This is a genomic window from Bacillus sp. JS, assembly GCF_000259365.1.
Taxonomy (GTDB): domain Bacteria; phylum Bacillota; class Bacilli; order Bacillales; family Bacillaceae; genus Bacillus; species Bacillus stercoris.
In genome coordinates this window covers 3850304-3866143 of the sequence record NC_017743.1, presented here as the reverse complement: position 1 = coordinate 3866143, position 15840 = coordinate 3850304, and the positions used below count along the sequence as shown (strand labels likewise).

17 protein-coding genes are annotated in these 15840 nt (G+C 45.2%); 10 read left to right on the top strand and 7 right to left on the bottom strand.

The genetic code is table 11. The annotated features are described in order from the left end of the window. Window positions 1-89 precede the first annotated feature (89 nt). From licR to licH, 5 genes are all read left to right on the top strand, one after another. Window positions 90-2015, top strand: a complete 1926-nt coding sequence (licR, locus tag MY9_RS19610; protein WP_014665898.1) for a transcriptional regulator LicR — start codon at window positions 90-92, stop codon at window positions 2013-2015. Between the two features lie 128 nt (window positions 2016-2143). Then, window positions 2144-2452, top strand: a complete 309-nt coding sequence (gene licB / locus MY9_RS19605; protein WP_041521453.1) for a PTS lichenan transporter subunit IIB — start codon at window positions 2144-2146, stop codon at window positions 2450-2452. Window positions 2453-2467: 15 nt separating this feature from the next. Next, window positions 2468-3826, top strand: a complete 1359-nt coding sequence (gene licC, locus MY9_RS19600; protein WP_014665896.1) for a PTS lichenan transporter subunit IIC — start codon at window positions 2468-2470, stop codon at window positions 3824-3826. Window positions 3827-3844: 18 nt separating this feature from the next. Continuing rightward, window positions 3845-4177 carry a PTS lichenan transporter subunit IIA gene (licA, locus tag MY9_RS19595; RefSeq protein ID WP_040081398.1) on the top strand — a complete coding sequence of 111 codons (333 nt, stop codon included), beginning with the start codon at window positions 3845-3847 and terminating at the stop codon, window positions 4175-4177. After that, window positions 4174-5502, top strand: coding sequence for a 6-phospho-beta-glucosidase LicH (gene licH / locus MY9_RS19590; protein WP_014665894.1), 1329 nt, complete (start codon window positions 4174-4176; stop codon window positions 5500-5502). Before licA ends, licH begins: the two co-directional genes overlap by 4 nt. Window positions 5503-5535: 33 nt before the next feature. Here licH and MY9_RS19585 read toward each other — a convergent pair whose 3' ends face one another. The 7 genes from MY9_RS19585 to MY9_RS19555 form a co-directional block, all read right to left on the bottom strand. Then, window positions 5536-6627: a branched-chain amino acid aminotransferase gene (locus MY9_RS19585; protein ID WP_014665893.1), complete on the bottom strand. Its 1092-nt coding sequence runs from the start codon at window positions 6625-6627 to the stop codon at window positions 5536-5538. Between the two features lie 141 nt (window positions 6628-6768). Further along, complete coding sequence (locus MY9_RS19580) at window positions 6769-7527, bottom strand: SDR family oxidoreductase (protein WP_014665892.1); 759 nt, start codon at window positions 7525-7527, stop codon at window positions 6769-6771. Window positions 7528-7617: 90 nt separating this feature from the next. Then, a complete protein-coding gene (gene dltD, locus MY9_RS19575) occupies window positions 7618-8796 on the bottom strand; it encodes a D-alanyl-lipoteichoic acid biosynthesis protein DltD (RefSeq protein WP_014665891.1) in 1179 nt (392 codons plus the stop codon). Continuing rightward, window positions 8796-9032, bottom strand: a complete 237-nt coding sequence (dltC, locus tag MY9_RS19570) for a D-alanine--poly(phosphoribitol) ligase subunit DltC (RefSeq protein ID WP_003227325.1) — start codon at window positions 9030-9032, stop codon at window positions 8796-8798. Before dltC ends, dltD begins: the two co-directional genes overlap by 1 nt. A 16-nt stretch (window positions 9033-9048) precedes the next feature. Continuing rightward, window positions 9049-10236, bottom strand: a complete 1188-nt coding sequence (dltB, locus tag MY9_RS19565) for a D-alanyl-lipoteichoic acid biosynthesis protein DltB (protein WP_014665890.1) — start codon at window positions 10234-10236, stop codon at window positions 9049-9051. Further along, window positions 10233-11744, bottom strand: a complete 1512-nt coding sequence (dltA, locus tag MY9_RS19560) for a D-alanine--poly(phosphoribitol) ligase subunit DltA (protein WP_014665889.1) — start codon at window positions 11742-11744, stop codon at window positions 10233-10235. The genes dltB and dltA overlap by 4 nt, the downstream gene beginning before the upstream one ends. 17 nt (window positions 11745-11761) lie before the next feature. After that, window positions 11762-11911 (bottom strand): teichoic acid D-Ala incorporation-associated protein DltX, encoded by a 150-nt coding sequence (locus MY9_RS19555; protein WP_003227330.1) that lies wholly within the window; start codon window positions 11909-11911, stop codon window positions 11762-11764. Between the two features lie 149 nt (window positions 11912-12060). Between MY9_RS19555 and MY9_RS21700 the strand changes: the two genes are divergently transcribed. The 5 genes from MY9_RS21700 to MY9_RS19530 all read left to right on the top strand — a co-directional run bounded on the left by MY9_RS21700 (window position 12061) and on the right by MY9_RS19530 (window position 15786). Next, window positions 12061-12195 carry a hypothetical protein gene (locus tag MY9_RS21700; RefSeq protein WP_014665887.1) on the top strand — a complete coding sequence of 45 codons (135 nt, stop codon included), beginning with the start codon at window positions 12061-12063 and terminating at the stop codon, window positions 12193-12195. Between the two features lie 161 nt (window positions 12196-12356). Beyond that, the gene (locus MY9_RS19545; RefSeq protein ID WP_041521452.1) at window positions 12357-13292 is read left to right on the top strand and encodes a 1,4-dihydroxy-2-naphthoate polyprenyltransferase; all 936 of its coding nucleotides are present in this window, start codon (window positions 12357-12359) and stop codon (window positions 13290-13292) included. A 140-nt stretch (window positions 13293-13432) separates the two neighbouring features. After that, on the top strand, window positions 13433-14065 hold the full coding sequence (gene ywaC / locus MY9_RS19540; protein ID WP_014665885.1) for a GTP pyrophosphokinase YwaC: 633 nt from the start codon (window positions 13433-13435) through the stop codon (window positions 14063-14065). Window positions 14066-14202: 137 nt separating this feature from the next. After that, window positions 14203-15396, top strand: coding sequence for an MFS transporter (locus tag MY9_RS19535; RefSeq protein ID WP_041521451.1), 1194 nt, complete (start codon window positions 14203-14205; stop codon window positions 15394-15396). 6 nt (window positions 15397-15402) lie between these two features. Then, on the top strand, window positions 15403-15786 hold the full coding sequence (locus MY9_RS19530) for a carboxymuconolactone decarboxylase family protein (protein WP_014665883.1): 384 nt from the start codon (window positions 15403-15405) through the stop codon (window positions 15784-15786). The last annotated feature ends 54 nt before the right edge of the window (window positions 15787-15840 follow it).

Genomic DNA, 15840 nt, shown 5'->3' with positions numbered 1-15840 from the left:
TATAGAATTTATATACATTTCGCATCCCTTCATCATCCTTTCTGCCTATTCACTGAATCCCTGCATCTACTAGATAGGAGGTTTTTCTCATGCTTCATGGGCGACTTCGTGATATTCTGCGCTTGCTGATGGCGGCTGAAGCCCCGTTGACAAGCTCGTTTTTTGCCGCACAATTAAATGTAACGACGCGGACGGTCCGCAATGATATAAAGGAACTGCAAGGTGTACTAAGCGGCCACGGTGCCTTTGTACAATCGGTAAGAGGCTCCGGCTACAAGCTCAGCATTAATGATGAGCAGACTTTTAGGGTGCTGCTGCAAAATGTGTTTCAGCAAAAAAAGGGCCTGCCGGTATTGCCGGAGGAGAGAATGGCCTATCTGATGAAACGTTTGCTGCTGGCGGATCATTACCTTAAGCTCGATGAACTGGCTGAAGAACTATTCATCTCAAAATCTACACTCCAATCGGATATAAAGGAAGTAAAGAAACGTCTGCTGCCTTACCGCATCGTCATGGAAACACGTCCGAATTATGGCTTCAAGCTGCGCGGGGACGAGGTGCAGATGAGGTACTGTATGGCGGAGTACATCGTCGATGAAAGAGAAACGGAGATGGATGTTTTGAATGAAAAGACTGATATTTTGCCAAAAGAAGAAATTGAGATCATCCGTTCCGCCATCCTGAAAAAAATGAGAAACGACCGCATTCCTCTGTCCAACTTGGGACTGAATAACCTCATTATCCATATCGCTATCGCCTGTAAACGGATCAGAACGGAAAACTATGTATCTCTTTTCCCTGAAGATATGGATCATATCCTGCATCAAAAAGAATACCAGGCTGCAGAAGCCATCGTAAAAGAACTGGAATCAGCGCTTGCCGTTACGTTTCCGAAAGACGAGACAGCGTACATCACCATGCATCTCCTTGGCACAAAACGAATGACACAATCACAATGCGGAGAGGACACATTTTCAATAGAAGAAGAAACCGATCAGCTGACATTTGCCATGATCAAAGCCGTTGATCGTGAACTGAAGCTCGGCATTCTGCATGACAAAGAGCTGAAAATCGGATTGGCCCTGCATGTGAAGCCTGCGATCAGCCGCAACAGATATGGCATGAATCTTCGAAATCCGATGCTGGCAGCGATCAAGGAACATTACCCGCTCGCTTTTGAAGCTGGGATCATTGCGGGGTTGGTGATAAAGGAACAAACAGGCATCGACATTCATGAAAACGAAATTGGATATTTGGCTCTCCACTTTGGCGCCGCGATTGAACGAAAAAAAACAGAAAGCCCGCCGAAACGCTGTATCATTGTATGCGCTTCGGGTGCCGGAAGCGCCCAGCTTCTGCGCGAAAAACTCCGTTCCCATTTCGGCAATCGGCTCGATATTCTTGGAACGGCTGAGTATTACAGTCTTGACCAAATATCCTATGAATCCATTGATTTTGTCATCAGCACCATTCCGATGAAAAAAGAGCTCCCTGTACCCGTACTGAAAGTTAACACACTTTTAGGCGGAACTGACTTTACAAAAATAGAATCCATTCTAAGTGATGACAAGGAAAAAGCAGATCGCTATCTAAGAAAGGAACTCGTTTTTTTTCAGGAGGATTTGCGCACAAAAGAAGAAGTGATTCAATTTTTAGGGCAGAAAGCGGTCGAATGCGGCTATGCAGATGAAGAAATCATAGATTCCATTTTTGAAAGAGAAGACATGTCGCCAACGTGCTTTGGCAATCTAGTTGCCATCCCGCACCCGCTCGTTCCGCAGACAAAAACTACGTTTTGGGCCGTTTGTACGCTCAAAAAACCGATCGATTGGGAGAATCAGCGTGTTCAATTTGTCTGTCTGCTTTGTGTCGAGAAGGAGAACACAACAGATTTGCAAAGCATGTATAAACTTCTGGGCAGCATTTTGGATGACCCGGCGGCGGTGAACCAGCTGATCAAATGCCGTTCGTATCAAGAGCTTTCGGATGTGTTTGACCAAAAAAAGCTGGGCTGACAGCCTGTATATACCTTTTTTCCGTTTCCTGCGGAAAAACCTTGAGTGTTTATGAAAGCGATTTCATAATATGATGATAGCAACAGCAGGATATAACAAGATTGATCAAACTCTAGGGGGTCTTTTACATGAATATATTACTCGTTTGTGCAGCAGGCATGTCTACTAGCTTACTGGTGAGCAAGATGGAAAAAAGTGCGCAGGAACAAGGAAAAAACTATACCATTTGGGCAGTTTCAGGCGATTCTGTACAAAATCATATCGATAAAGCGGATGTACTGCTTCTCGGGCCGCAAGTCCGTTATATGCTTCCGCAGCTCAAAAAATTAGGAGAGTCAAAGGGGGTTCCGGTAGACGTCATTAATACCGTCCATTATGGCACTTGCAACGGGGCGGAAGTGCTGAAATCGGCTGAACAGCTTGGAAATGTGTCATAGAAAGGGGCGGGCTATGTGAATAAAGTCAATCAGATCTTAGAAGAAAAGGTCATGCCTATAGCAGGAAGAATTGCAGGACAGCGTCATTTGCAGGCGCTGCGTGATGGTATCATCCTCACGATGCCACTGATTATCATCGGCTCCTTTTTCCTTATCATCGGCAATCTCCCAATCCCGGGATATGCTGAGTTTATGGCAAAAACGTTTGGCAGCTCCTGGTCTGAAAAACTGGCCTACCCAGTTGACGCCACCTTTGAAATTATGGGGCTAGTCGCCGCGTTCGGCATCGCCTACCGGCTCGCCGAGAAATACGGCGTCGATGCTTTGTCGGCTGGAGCCATTTCCCTTGCGGCATTTTTATTAGCAACACCTTATCAAGTGCCGTTTACACCGGATGGAGCGACGAAAGAAATCATGGTCGGCGGCGGGATTCCGCTTTCGCTCATGGGAAGCAAAGGCCTGTTTGTCGCCATGATTATCGCGATGGTGTCCACAGAGATTTACCGCCTCATTATCCAGCGCAATTTAGTCTTCAAAATGCCGGACGGCGTTCCGCCGGCGGTAAGCAAGTCATTTGTCGCTTTAATTCCCGGCTTTGCCGTCATCTTTCTGATTTGGGCAGCCCGGCTGGCAGTTGAAGCGACACCGTTTGAAAGCCTTCATAATATTGTAAGCGTTTTACTGGGAACTCCGCTTTCCATTCTTGGAGGAAGTCTTGGGGGAAGCCTTGTCGCCGAAGCCGTCAAAATGCTTTTATGGGCCTGCGGACTTCACGGCGCCAATATTGTCGGCGGCGTCATGGCACCGATTTGGTACGGTGCAATGGATGCCAACCGAATTGCGTTCCAAGCAGGAGAGGAGCTTCCTAAGATTTTCACCCAGCAATTTTTCGATATCTGGGTCAATATCGGCGGAAGCGGCGCGACATTGGCACTGGTTGTCACGATGTTCCTGCGTGCCCGAAGCAAACAAATGAAACAGCTCGGAAAACTTGCGATCGGCCCGGCCATCTTCAATATTAACGAACCGATTATATTCGGAATGCCGATCGTCATGAACCCAATGCTCTTACTTCCGTTTATCATCACGCCGCTTGTCACAGTGACACTCACGTACATCGGAATGAGCACCGGCCTTGTCGCCAAACCGGCGGGTATCGCAGTGCCGTGGACCATGCCGCCGATCTTTTCAGGCTACTTGGCGACAGGAGGAAAAGTCTCAGGCGCGGTCATGCAAGCCATTAATATTGCCGTATCCTTTGTTGTCTACTATCCATTCTTCAGAATGTGGGATAAGCAGAAGCTGAAAGAAGAAAACGATCTGGAGCTGGTCCAAACACCTGCTGCATCAGATGACAAGGAAGCGGCTCTGTAGAGAAAGGAAGTGAATCGCGTGAATGAGAAAATGGAACAAATCATTTTTCAAATTATCCTTCACGGAGGAAACGGAAGGAGCTCCGCAATGGAGGCCATTGCCGCAGCGAAAAGCGGCGACGCAGAAGAAGCGCGGAAAAAGCTTCAAGACGCTGCTGAAGAATTGTCAAAAGCCCATCACTATCAGACAGAGCTGATCCAAAATGAAGCGGGCGGAGATAAAACGGAAATGACGCTTCTGATGGTTCATGCACAGGATCATTTAATGAATGCAATGACAGTGAAGGATATGGCTGCAGAGATCATTGAGTTATATGAAAAAATCACCGAGCAAAGGGGAGCAAGCATATGACAAAAGGATTGAAGATTGTAACGATTGGCGGAGGTTCAAGCTATACGCCCGAGCTAGTGGAAGGGTTCATTAAACGGTATGATGAGCTGCCTGTGCGTGAATTATGGCTCGTCGATATCCCTGAGGGCGAAGAAAAGCTGAATATTGTCGGCACACTCGCCAAACGGATGGTTGAAAAAGCAGGCGTCCCGATTGACATTCATCTTACGCTCGACCGGAGAAAAGCTCTGAAAGACGCAGACTTTGTTACGACTCAATTCCGTGTCGGACTTTTGCAGGCAAGAGCAAAGGATGAGCGCATTCCACTAAAATACGGAGTAATTGGCCAGGAAACAAACGGTCCGGGAGGCCTGTTTAAAGGATTACGCACGATTCCGGTCATCCTTGAGATCGCAAAGGATTTAGAAGAGCTCTGCCCGAACGCTTGGCTTGTTAACTTCACAAACCCTGCCGGCATGGTAACAGAAGCCTTGCTTCGCTACTCCAACCTGAAGAAAGTCGTCGGTCTTTGTAATGTTCCAATCGGCATTAAAATGGGCGTAGCCAAAGCGCTTGATGTAGATGTGGACCGCGTAGAAGTCCAATTCGCCGGACTGAATCATATGGTGTTCGGGCTGGATGTTTTCTTGGACGGCGTAAGTGTGAAAGAGCAAGTCATCGAGGCGATGGGTGACCCGAAAAACGCGATGACGATGAAAAATATCTCAGGCGCCGAATGGGAACCGGATTTCTTAAAAGCGCTCAATGTGATCCCTTGCGGCTATCACCGTTACTATTTCAAAACAAAAGAAATGCTGGAGCACGAACTGGAAGCATCACAAACGGAGGGCACCCGCGCTGAAGTCGTGCAAAAGGTCGAAAAAGAGCTGTTTGAGCTCTATAAAGATCCGAACCTTGCGATCAAACCGCCGCAGCTGGAAAAACGGGGCGGAGCTTACTACAGTGATGCAGCATGTAACCTAATCAGCTCCATTTACAATGATAAACATGACATTCAGCCGGTGAACACGATCAATAATGGTGCAATAGCGAGCATTCCAGACGATTCCGCAGTTGAAGTAAACTGTGTGATGACGAAAACAGGCCCTAAGCCAATTGCTGTCGGCGACTTGCCGGTGTCTGTCCGAGGCCTCGTCCAGCAAATCAAATCCTTTGAGCGTGTCGCGGCAGAAGCGGCAGTTACAGGTGACTATCAAACCGCCCTCCTTGCCATGACGATTAACCCGCTTGTCCCATCCGATACTGTGGCCAAACAGATTTTAGACGACATGCTGGAGGCGCACAAAGCGTATCTGCCGCAGTTCTTCAACAAAATTGAAGCGTAAAAAAAGCCGGCCTGTAATGGGCCGGCTTTTTTCTTACTTGCTTTCAGTCAGCGCTGCGACTTCGGTCGTCCATCCGAATTCGTCTGTGACAGCGCCTTTTTGAATGCCTGTAATCGTATCATATAATTTTTTTGCGATTTCCCCTGTTTCACCATTGTTAATTGACAGTGTTTCACCCTGCCAAATCAGCTCGCCGACTGGGGAAATAACGGCTGCTGTACCTGTTCCGAAGGCTTCTTCAAGGATGCCGTCTTTATGGGCTTGGATGACCTCGTCGATCGCAATTTTTCGTTCTGAAACAGGAAAGCCCCAGTGCTTAAGCAAGGTAATGACAGAATTGCGCGTAATGCCTTCCAGGATGCTTCCGTTCAGCATCGGTGTTACGATTTCACCATTGATTTTGAAGAAAATGTTCATGCTTCCGACTTCTTCGATGTATTTCTTTTCGATTCCGTCCAGCCAAAGCACTTGTGAAAATCCTTTCTCTTCGGCTACCTGCTGCGCTTTTAAGCTTGAAGCGTAGTTCCCAGCGGTTTTGGCATTTCCTGTTCCGCCTTTTACCGCACGGACAAATTCACTTTCAACAGCGATTTTGACAGGCTTAATGCCTTCTTTGTAATAAGAGCCGACCGGAGAAAGAATGATCAAGAGCTTATACGTGTGAGATGCCGCAACACCAAGAAAAGGCTCGGTTGCGATGATGAACGGACGGATATAAAGGGATGTGCCCTCCGCATTCGGAATCCAGTCTTTATCGATGGCGACAAGCTGCTTTAAACCTTCAAGAACCTGTTCTTCATCAATTTGCGGGATGCAGAGGCGGTCGTTTGATTGATTCAGGCGTTCCATATTTTTTTCCGGTCTGAAAAGCAGGACATGGTCATCCTCTGACACGTAAGCCTTTAACCCTTCAAACACGGTTTGGCCGTAGTGATAGACCATCGCGGCCGGATCCATTGATAAGGATTGATAAGGAATGATTCTTGGATCGTACCAACCTTTATCTGCCGCATAGTCCATTACAAACATGTGGTCTGTAAACACTCTTCCGAATGAAAGCTGATTTGGGTCTGGTTTCGGTTTTTTTGTTGATGTCAATTCAACGCGAATCGTTTGTTTAGTCATGGTCAATCTCCCTGCTGTTAAATTGTTTATATTATCAAACTTATTTGAAAATAATTTATATTCTATTGTATACCTTCAACAAATATTCGCAATAGGTTTGCTCAAATTTGTAAGAAATTCATAAGAAAAAAGCAGGAGAAATCATTTCTCCTGCGAGTTCATTTGCTCGAATACCCTGTCATAATCGGTGCGAGTGGCATTTCGAAGACCTTCAACACGTTCATTTGTAATCTCCTGTTTGCCTTCCTGCAAGCCATCCAAGAAATATTGAACATATTCTTCAGTTGAAATGCCCCGGTACGTCAGGCCTTGTTTATCGCGCGATTTTTGGTTTAAGCCCGTGTCCACCATAGGAGGCGCCATTTCAATCACTTTCACGCTTGTATCGCGAAGCTGGTGTCTGAGCGTAAGCGAGAACGAGTGAAGTGCCGCTTTTGTTGCACAGTACACCGGATAAACAGCTAACGGGTTAAACGCAAGCCCGGATGTAACCTGAACGATTGCCGCCTCGGGCTGCTTCATCAAATGAGGCGTAAAAAGAGCGGATAAATGGACAGGCGCTTGGAAATTAAGTTCAATTTCGTCTCCGTCCACAAAAAGCTCCTCTGTCCCTTTTTTAAAGTCAATTTCCTTTTGAATGCCGGCGTTGTTGACGAGAACATTCAGGGCCGGAAATTCCTTTAGCGCCCATTCAAACAATGCTTCCCGCTGCGACCGGTCTGCCACATCACACTGTTTTGTATGGATGTTTGGGAGCTGCTGCTTCGCTTCTGCAAGGCGTGCCTCGCTGCGTCCGCAAATGATGACTTCATTGCCGAGCTCCAGCAGCCGTTTGGCCAGTTCAAGCCCGATGCCAGCAGAACCCCCTGTGATTAAAATCGTATTGCCTGTCATCTTCATTGGATGTAACACCTCTTAATTAAGTTGGCTGTGATTCCTTTACTATTTCAAATCTTAGCAGGAAATATACAGCCGCGTCCTATGAGATGCTCAGGATGAAGTGACTTTACCGGTTTTATAAAATTCGTCAATTGCTTTATCGACATACACCCAGCCTTTCCAGCCAATGTGGATGGTGTCTTTCATGAAATACGGGTCATATTCATGCCCTGAGAAATCAGCAACCTGGAAGCCCTTGGCTCTGATTTGTTTATTTACCTTTTTGTAATAGTCAGTGCGTCCTTTTTTCGGGAAGCCTGTGTAATCGTACCATTTTCCGTTAACTGGAATAGTGACAAACATAGGTTCTGCGCCCGCATCCTTCAGGATATCCAGCATTATTTCAAAGTCGCCGTATTCCGGTGATACAGCATACGATCTTCCTTTGTTTTTCCCTTTCAGCTTTTGCACTTTTGGCTTCAGCTTTTTATAGACAGGGTTGTCGATACGAAAATCGTTAGACCCGGAGTGGCGTTTGCCCGATTGATCCGCCAGTTTATTCAGTTCAGACCATGATTTATCCTTTACTGACTGCGAGATATAACGCTTTGGTCCGGGTGTTTCTGTCGTTGAATAATACAGATCTTTCTTTTCCAGCATGCTGTAATACACTTTCGCCGCCGGCTTTAGCGCGTTCACTTTCCACGTCTGGCCGTTTACGATTGCTTTGCACAGCTCGGAAAGAATCGCGTCGTTTTGCACAGCCTTAAAGCGCAGCATGCGTTTCATCATTTTCTTTTTTATTTCAGGATCGATCTGATCATTAAACGCCAAATCAAGCCCTTGCAGCGCAGAATAGTTCGGCGCGAAATGCTGTTCATCAGACCCGCGTTTAATAAACCATTGCGGAGACACGATGAATACGATTTTTTTGCCCTTCAGCTGATCCATATGGGCAGCGAAGTTTAAAGAATGAATCAATGATTGAGACCCGCCTTTGCCGACAAGGTATGGCGTGAATCCCTCATTGTTTACCTGAAAATAATTAGATGGATGGAACTCGTCCAGCCGGGAAAGCTCAGAAGATCCGTAAATCGGAAGATATGTCGGATCTTTGAGCATCTGATCTTGTAAATATAGCCCTTGAAACATACTCGGATTCAAGGCTGTTGCTGACTCTTTCACACGCTTATCGGTGATGAAGCCTGTCAGCCATGAAGATGGAATTGCGATGGCGCCTGCGAATAGAATAAACGCCAAAATAATTGGACCGAAAAAACGCTTTTTCATTATTTCAACTCAGACAGCTGATTTACAATGTTGTTAGGGGTATTCCAAACGTCCCGGTCAAATTCAGTGATCGGCACTAAAATATCAAAACGGTTTTCAATCGCAAGCAGCAATTCTACTGTTCCAAAAGAATCAAGCAAACCTTCTTCAAAAATTTCAATATCAGGATTTTCCTTTACGATGTCATCCTGGCAAACCTCTGCTAAAACGTCTAATACCTCTTGTTTAAAATCCATAGCTTTCTAATCTCCTTTAATGGTGGTGATGAAATGGTTTTCCTGAGAAAATATAAAACCCGAAGCAAACGAAATGGAACGTGATCACAATAGCGAGAATGGTTGTCCAGCGGTTGGACGGCAGCCATTTATATTTCTTATTCCACTTCTCGAAAAAGTTGTAACATGTCATCAGCACGGCGTGATAAAGGCCGTAGATGATATATTGCGGCGCAAGCCCGTGCCAAACCCCCATCAGCATAAACAGCAGGAAATACCCGATGTTTGAGACAGCCATGCGGTTTTTGATCCACTTTTTCTTTGTCATCCAAAATACGAATCTCATAAACACATAATCTCTGAACCAAAATGACAGAGACATATGCCAGCGATTCCAGAAATCTTTAATATTTTTACTGATAAACGGTTTATTAAAGTTTTCTGGAGATTTAATGCCCATAATGTAGCTGACCCCGACGGCAAACATCGTGTAGCCGGCGAAATCAAAGAATAAATACATGCTGTAGCCGTACATGTACAGCAGGTTCCCAAGAATCTTATTGTGCGTGATTGCGTGAAGATTCATGATGAAGTACGTATTGATCGCGTAGCCGATAATAAATTTATACAGGAAACCGATGAAGATTTTATGGATCCCCGTATACAGCAGGTCGGCGTATTCTTCTTTCGTCCAAGCCTTTTGTTCATCCTTGACGAACCGGCGGTATCTGTCGATCGGACCGGAGGAGATCGTCGGGAAAAACAGGATGAAATACAGCAGGCGGTGCAATGGCAGCTGTTCTTTCAGCAGTCCGTCTCTTGCTTCCATAATCAGCTGAACGCCTTTAAAGGTTAAATATGAGATCCCTAAAAAGCTGATCAGGTTATGCGGCGGATGATGCGGCTGCGGGTGTGAAAGAAACGGCCAAATTTTTGACAGAAATAAAGGCAGAATCGACGCGATAACAGCCCCGCAAAACACAAAGCCGCTGTTCGCTTTCTGCCGGTATGCCAGATAGCCGCTGACCAAGAGCACCTGCCATATTGTAAACAGGCACAGTGCAATGACCCCGTGTAAGTCGTGCGAAAAAATTAAAGCCAATATAATGATAGATATGAACATGTTGTATGCTTGAAATCTTTTTCCGTTTAAGCCGAGGATGATCGTCGGCAGGAGAAGAATGCCAAGCAGTATAAAGAATAAAAACGAGCTGTAAGGCGTCATACAAGAACCTCTTCGCCAATGCGTTTTCGGTCAATTTTTCCGTTTGCCGTCATTTGAATGTGATCCTGATAGATAAATTTTCTTGGGATCATATATGCCGGAAGAGAAGCGGCAAGCTCTTTTTTAATAGCGCTTGTCAGCTGGAATTCCTTCTGGAAATCATGCTCCTCAGGCACAATAGCAGCGATCAGGTACTCAACTGTTCCGTTTGGCTGATAAGGAATCACGACAGCAGAGCGAACATACTGTGACTGTCTGACATGAAACTCGATTTCCTCCAATTCCATTCGGTAGCCGTGAAGTTTAATCTGAAAATCCAAACGCCCTTGGCAGAAAATCTGACCGTCTTGAATAAAGCCGGCATCGCCAGTCCGGTATGCCCACTGGCCTTCATGAGAGAAAAACGCTTTTTCCGTCAGTTCCGGCTCACCAAGGTAGCCTCGGCTTACGCTCGGCCCTGCAATGACGATTTCCCCTTTTTCTCCATCAGGAAGCGGCTGTCCCTGTTCATCCATAATGAAAATGTTCATATCTGGTTTGGCGAAGCCCACTGGAAGCGATTCGCTGCGGCTGATCACGTCATCTGTAATTTCAACCGATGTGACAGCCACTGTCGCTTCAGTCGGGCCGTACGTATTAAAAATCTTTGCTTTCGGAAAACGCTCAAGCAGCGCTTTTGCCACAGAAACCGGAAGAACCTCTCCGCAAAACATAAATGTGTCCGCACCAGGCAGCAGGTCCTGTGAAAAACCCGGGTCCATCAAGCACATTTGCACAAAAGAAGGTGTTGATGTCCACACATTCAGCCCGGACTTCTTCAGCTCTTCAAATAAGATTTTCGGCTTATTCACAGCATCCTTTGTCACGCAATGTAAAGTCCCGCCTGATTGCAGGCACGGATATAGGTCCATGACAGATAAATCAAATGAGAATGGCGCTTGGTTTAAAAATGTTTTTCCGCCGTTGACTGGGAAGTCTGCACAAATCCAGTCTGTGAAGCTTTGAAGGTTAGAAGCGGAAATCTGCACGCCTTTCGGATTTCCTGTGCTTCCAGAAGTGTAAATGATATAAAACGTTTCGTGTTCTTTGACCCATTGATCTTCGGTGACAGAGCCGCCTTCGTTTTCCAACAGTTCTTCCGCTGAAACGGCTTGAATCTGCTGGCTGACTGCATCAATTGGAAGTCCGGCTGCATGGATCAGCAACTCTGCTCCAGAGCTTTCGATAATTTTCGCAATCCGTTCAGCCGGAATGGACAGATCAACCGGAATATAAGGATGTCCCGCTTTGACGCTTCCCAAGAAGGAAACGATCATGTGCGGCTCCATATGGCCGTAAACAAGGATAGGAGATTTCTTTTCCCCAGAAATGCGTTTTTGGATCGCGGCAGCCGCGCGGTCAGACTGCTCCCATAACTCCTGATACGTGAGCGACTGGCCTTGAGAGCGGAAGGCATCGGTTTGCGGATAAGTTTCCGCATGTGTTTGAATAGCATGTAAAAGTTTCATAGTTATTCTCTCTCCAATTAGAAATCGTTATAAATATATGAACCGGTATTCGCGGTGTGAAAACCATACATAAAAAACAAAACAAGCAGTATCATCAAATAAAAGCCTGTATGACATGTCCACTTGACAGCGGGTTTTTCATACAGCTGTTTCATTAATTGCAGCATATCAAAAATTCCCTTCCCGTTTTTTCGACAATCACATGATTATTTGACGATCAGATGCTCAAAAAGTTTCATTTTTTCCCTAAACTCCCTCAAATTAATATATCGGCGTCTGTTTTTAAAAATGAATCTTTATACCTGCAGGGGCAAGAATGGAATGTTTCGAGCTGATTCATAATAAAGGAAAAGATACATGGAGTCAAAAGATCTTTTTAACTTTTAAAAAGTGTAATGTACTTAAAAAAATTTTTCTGTACCTGTTCGATCAAGTGAAAGCAGAAACCTAATGAAATCGGGGCGGAAGCGTATAATAAGAAAGAAAACGCCTTCTTGCGGTATCTTGTGAAATAAGGGAGAAGTCATTATGATAGATAAGGAAGCAAAAGGAGTTTTTTATTAAGCTGCCGGCTGAAAAAAAGTAAGCCTTTTAATAGAAAGGAAGAGGAAGATGAACCAAACAAATAAGGGTGAGGGTCAGACAGCGCCGCAAAAAGAAAGCATGGGGCAGATCCTTTGGCAGTTAACCCGTCCTCATACGTTAACCGCATCGTTTGTGCCTGTGCTGCTCGGAACCGTTTTGGCGATGTTTTATGTGAAGGTTGATCTGCTGCTGTTTTTGGCTATGCTGTTTTCTTGCCTATGGATCCAGATCGCGACGAACTTATTTAATGAATACTATGATTTTAAACGCGGGTTAGATACAGCAGAATCAGTCGGAATCGGAGGGGCAATTGTACGCCACGGAATGAAGCCTAAAACGATTTTGCAATTAGCCCTCGCATCATACGGGATTGCCATTCTGCTCGGTGTCTATATTTGCGCGAGCAGCAGCTGGTGGCTCGCTGTGATCGGCCTTGTCGGCATGGCAATCGGCTACCTGTATACAGGCGGGCCGCTGCCGATCGCGTACACGCCGTTCGGTGAATTATTCTCAGGCATTTGCATGGGTTCGGTGTTTGTGCTGATTTCGTTTTTTATTCAGACAGATATGATCAACACGCAAAGCATTTTGATTTCGATCCCGATTGCGATTCTTGTCGGCGCGATTAATTTGTCAAACAACATTCGCGATATTGAAGAGGACAAAAAAGGCGGGCGCAAAACATTGGCGATTTTGATGGGGCATAAGGGAGCTGTTACTCTGTTAGCTGCGTCGTTTGCCGTCGCTTATATTTGGGTTGTCGGCTTGGTTATTACCGGTGCCGCAAGCCCTTGGCTGTTTGTCGTCTTTTTGAGCGTGCCTAAGCCGGTTCAGGCAGTAAAGGGCTTCGTCCAGAAAGAAATGCCGATGAATATGATTGTCGCAATGAAATCAACAGCCCAAACAAATACATTTTTCGGATTCCTGCTCTCAATCGGTTTATTGATCAGCTATTTCCGATAAAAAAAAGACCGCTCGTTTCGTGCGGTCTTTTTTTGTTACAATCGACCGCATTTTGTAAAAAAATTCATAGAACCTTGCAGCTGACAGGGACGTCTAGTACATGGACAGCGGATAAAGTTCCGTTAAAGGAGATGACGAAAATGGATTTATCTGTAACACATATGGACGATTTAAAAACAGTAATGGAAGATTGGAAAAATGAATTATTAGTTTATAAATTTGCGCTAGATGCACTCGATACAAAGTTCTCAATTATCAGCCAGGAATATAACCTCATTCACGGACACAACCCGATTGAACATACAAAGTCCCGTGTCAAAAGCTTTGAAAGCATCGTGAATAAGTTAATGAGAAAGGGCTGCGAAATTACGACGAGGGAAATGAAGGAGCATATTCACGACATTGCCGGCGTGCGCATCATCTGTTCCTTTATTTCTGACATTTATAATGTCGTAAATGTGTTGAAGCAGCATGAAGATTTGAGAATCGTAAAGGTAAAGGATTATATCCAGACACCCAAACCGAATGGCTACCGAAGCCTGCATTTAATCATTGAGATGCCTGTGAATTTAACGAATCGTGTGGAATACGTCAAAGCAGAAATTCAAATCCGGACGATCGCGATGGATTTCTGGGCGAGCCTTGAACATAAAATTTACTATAAATTGAACAATGACGTTCCTAAGCAATTAACAGATGAGCTGAAGGAAGCCGCGGAAATCGCCCATTACCTAGATGAGAAAATGCTGGGGATTAAGAAAGAAGTGGATTGATAAACAAAATGTTTTACAAAAGCGAAGCCTGACAGGGTTTCGCTTTTTTGCTTTGCTAGTACTTTTTATACCAGTATAAACTCACTTCTGTTTCCATGATTGAACCTGCTTTATCATGCATGAAGAAGGAGGTAAACATGAGCCATTCCATTTCATTATCGAGAGGTTTGATTTTTCTTATAGCGGTGACTTGCGGGTTTACTGTAGCTAATGTCTATATCAATCAAACATTGCTTGTCAGCATGGCAGGCACGTTTCATGTGACGCCGGCACAAGCGGGAATGATTGCTACATTGGCGCAGATTGGCTATGCGGCGGGGAACCTGCTGCTTGTTCCATTGGGAGATCTTTTTGAACGCCGCCGCTTCATTGTGAGCCTGCTATTTTTAGTGGGGGTTTGTTCGGCCGCTTCAGCGTTAGCTGTAAGCTTTCCATGGCTAGTCATCACAAATTTATTATTGGGATTCTTCACGATTATTCCTCAAATCCTTGTGCCGTTTGCGGCAGGTTTAGCAAATGACAGGAACAGAGGAAAAGTACTCGGAAACGTAGCCATCGGCTTGGTTTGCGGAATTTTAGGGGCGAGAGTGGTCAGCGGGGCGGTAGATGCCCATTATGGCTGGCGCGTGATGTATTGGGTTGCCTGTGCAGCAGCCGTCATCATTATGTTGATCATTCACTTCTGCTTTCCGAAGAGCAAAGGGACACATGCATTTCATTACGGAAAACTCATTTCTTCATTATTTCCCCTTTTGATCAAAGAGAAAGTGTTAAGAAAAGCATGTGTAAACCAAGGCTTCATGTTCGGCGCCTTCAGTTTATTTTGGACGGCGTTAGTGTTTATGGTGAGTGAACCTCCATTTTCGTTTGGCAGCCAGACTGCCGGAACAATCGGTTTGGTGGGAATTGGCGGAGCTTTTGCAACGCCGCTGATCGGCCGGATTATTGATCAAAAAGGAGCTGCTTTTTCCAACAAGCTTTGTATGTCTTTTACCTTATTGTCATTTGTTTTATTAATGGCAGGCCAGACTTCATTGATTGTGATTGTATTGGGCGCTTTATTCATCACCATGGGCATTCAGGCGAATCAGGTGGCGTGTCAGGCGGAGATTTTCCAATTGTCGGCTGAAATGAGAAGCAGATTGAATGGCATCTTTATGGTCAGCACGTTTTTAGGCGGCGCCTTGGGATCGTATGCAGGGGGTGCAGTCTGGATGCTGTTTCATTGGAACGGCGTTTGTATTATGGGGATGATCATGGTCGGTATTGCCTTCAGTTCAAGGATTACCATAAATCGTACTACTAAAAAAGCGATATTGGAAGGGAGATAGAAGCTGGTGCAAACAAGTGAACGTTTTAAAAAAGGGTTAGATATTCTGAAACAAATTGATGAGGAGAACTATGAAGCGATCGTGGACAATTTTAAACATTCCATCGCTCCGGACCTTGGTGTGCTTGCCGTGGAGTTTAACTACGGTCAGATTTTTTCAAGACCAGGTCTTGATCTGAAATCCAGATTATTAGCAACCGTTGCTGGATTGACTGCATTGGGCAATACCCAGCAGCTAAAATTCTATATTAACGGAGCCCTGAATGTCGGATGGACACAAGAAGAACTCATAGAAGTGATGATGCAGATGATTATTTATTCAGGTTTCCCGAATGCGCTGAATACCATTCTTCCTGTGGCCGCGGAAGTATTTGCAGAACGAAACAAATAATATAAAAACCTTCTCCTTTTTATGTAGAATACTAATAGGAAATTCTATGCAGAA

Excerpts from the sequence above, each read along its gene's own strand:
- licR (WP_014665898.1), top strand. The coding sequence starts at position 90 with ATGCTTCATGGGCGACTTCGTGATATTCTGCGCTTGCTGATGGCGGCT.
- MY9_RS19585 (WP_014665893.1), bottom strand. The coding sequence starts at position 6,627 with ATGACTAAACAAACGATTCGCGTTGAATTGACATCAACAAAAAAACCG.
- MY9_RS19535 (WP_041521451.1), top strand. The coding sequence starts at position 14,203 with ATGAGCCATTCCATTTCATTATCGAGAGGTTTGATTTTTCTTATAGCG.
- dltC (WP_003227325.1), bottom strand. The coding sequence starts at position 9,032 with ATGGATTTTAAACAAGAGGTATTAGACGTTTTAGCAGAGGTTTGCCAG.
- MY9_RS19545 (WP_041521452.1), top strand. The coding sequence starts at position 12,357 with ATGAACCAAACAAATAAGGGTGAGGGTCAGACAGCGCCGCAAAAAGAA.
- licB (WP_041521453.1), top strand. The coding sequence starts at position 2,144 with ATGAATATATTACTCGTTTGTGCAGCAGGCATGTCTACTAGCTTACTG.
- MY9_RS19580 (WP_014665892.1), bottom strand. The coding sequence starts at position 7,527 with ATGAAGATGACAGGCAATACGATTTTAATCACAGGGGGTTCTGCTGGC.
- dltA (WP_014665889.1), bottom strand. The coding sequence starts at position 11,744 with ATGAAACTTTTACATGCTATTCAAACACATGCGGAAACTTATCCGCAA.
- dltD (WP_014665891.1), bottom strand. The coding sequence starts at position 8,796 with ATGAAAAAGCGTTTTTTCGGTCCAATTATTTTGGCGTTTATTCTATTC.
- dltB (WP_014665890.1), bottom strand. The coding sequence starts at position 10,236 with ATGACGCCTTACAGCTCGTTTTTATTCTTTATACTGCTTGGCATTCTT.
- ywaC (WP_014665885.1), top strand. The coding sequence starts at position 13,433 with ATGGATTTATCTGTAACACATATGGACGATTTAAAAACAGTAATGGAA.
- MY9_RS19555 (WP_003227330.1), bottom strand. The coding sequence starts at position 11,911 with ATGCTGCAATTAATGAAACAGCTGTATGAAAAACCCGCTGTCAAGTGG.
- MY9_RS21700 (WP_014665887.1), top strand. The coding sequence starts at position 12,061 with ATGGAATGTTTCGAGCTGATTCATAATAAAGGAAAAGATACATGGAGT.
- licH (WP_014665894.1), top strand. The coding sequence starts at position 4,174 with ATGACAAAAGGATTGAAGATTGTAACGATTGGCGGAGGTTCAAGCTAT.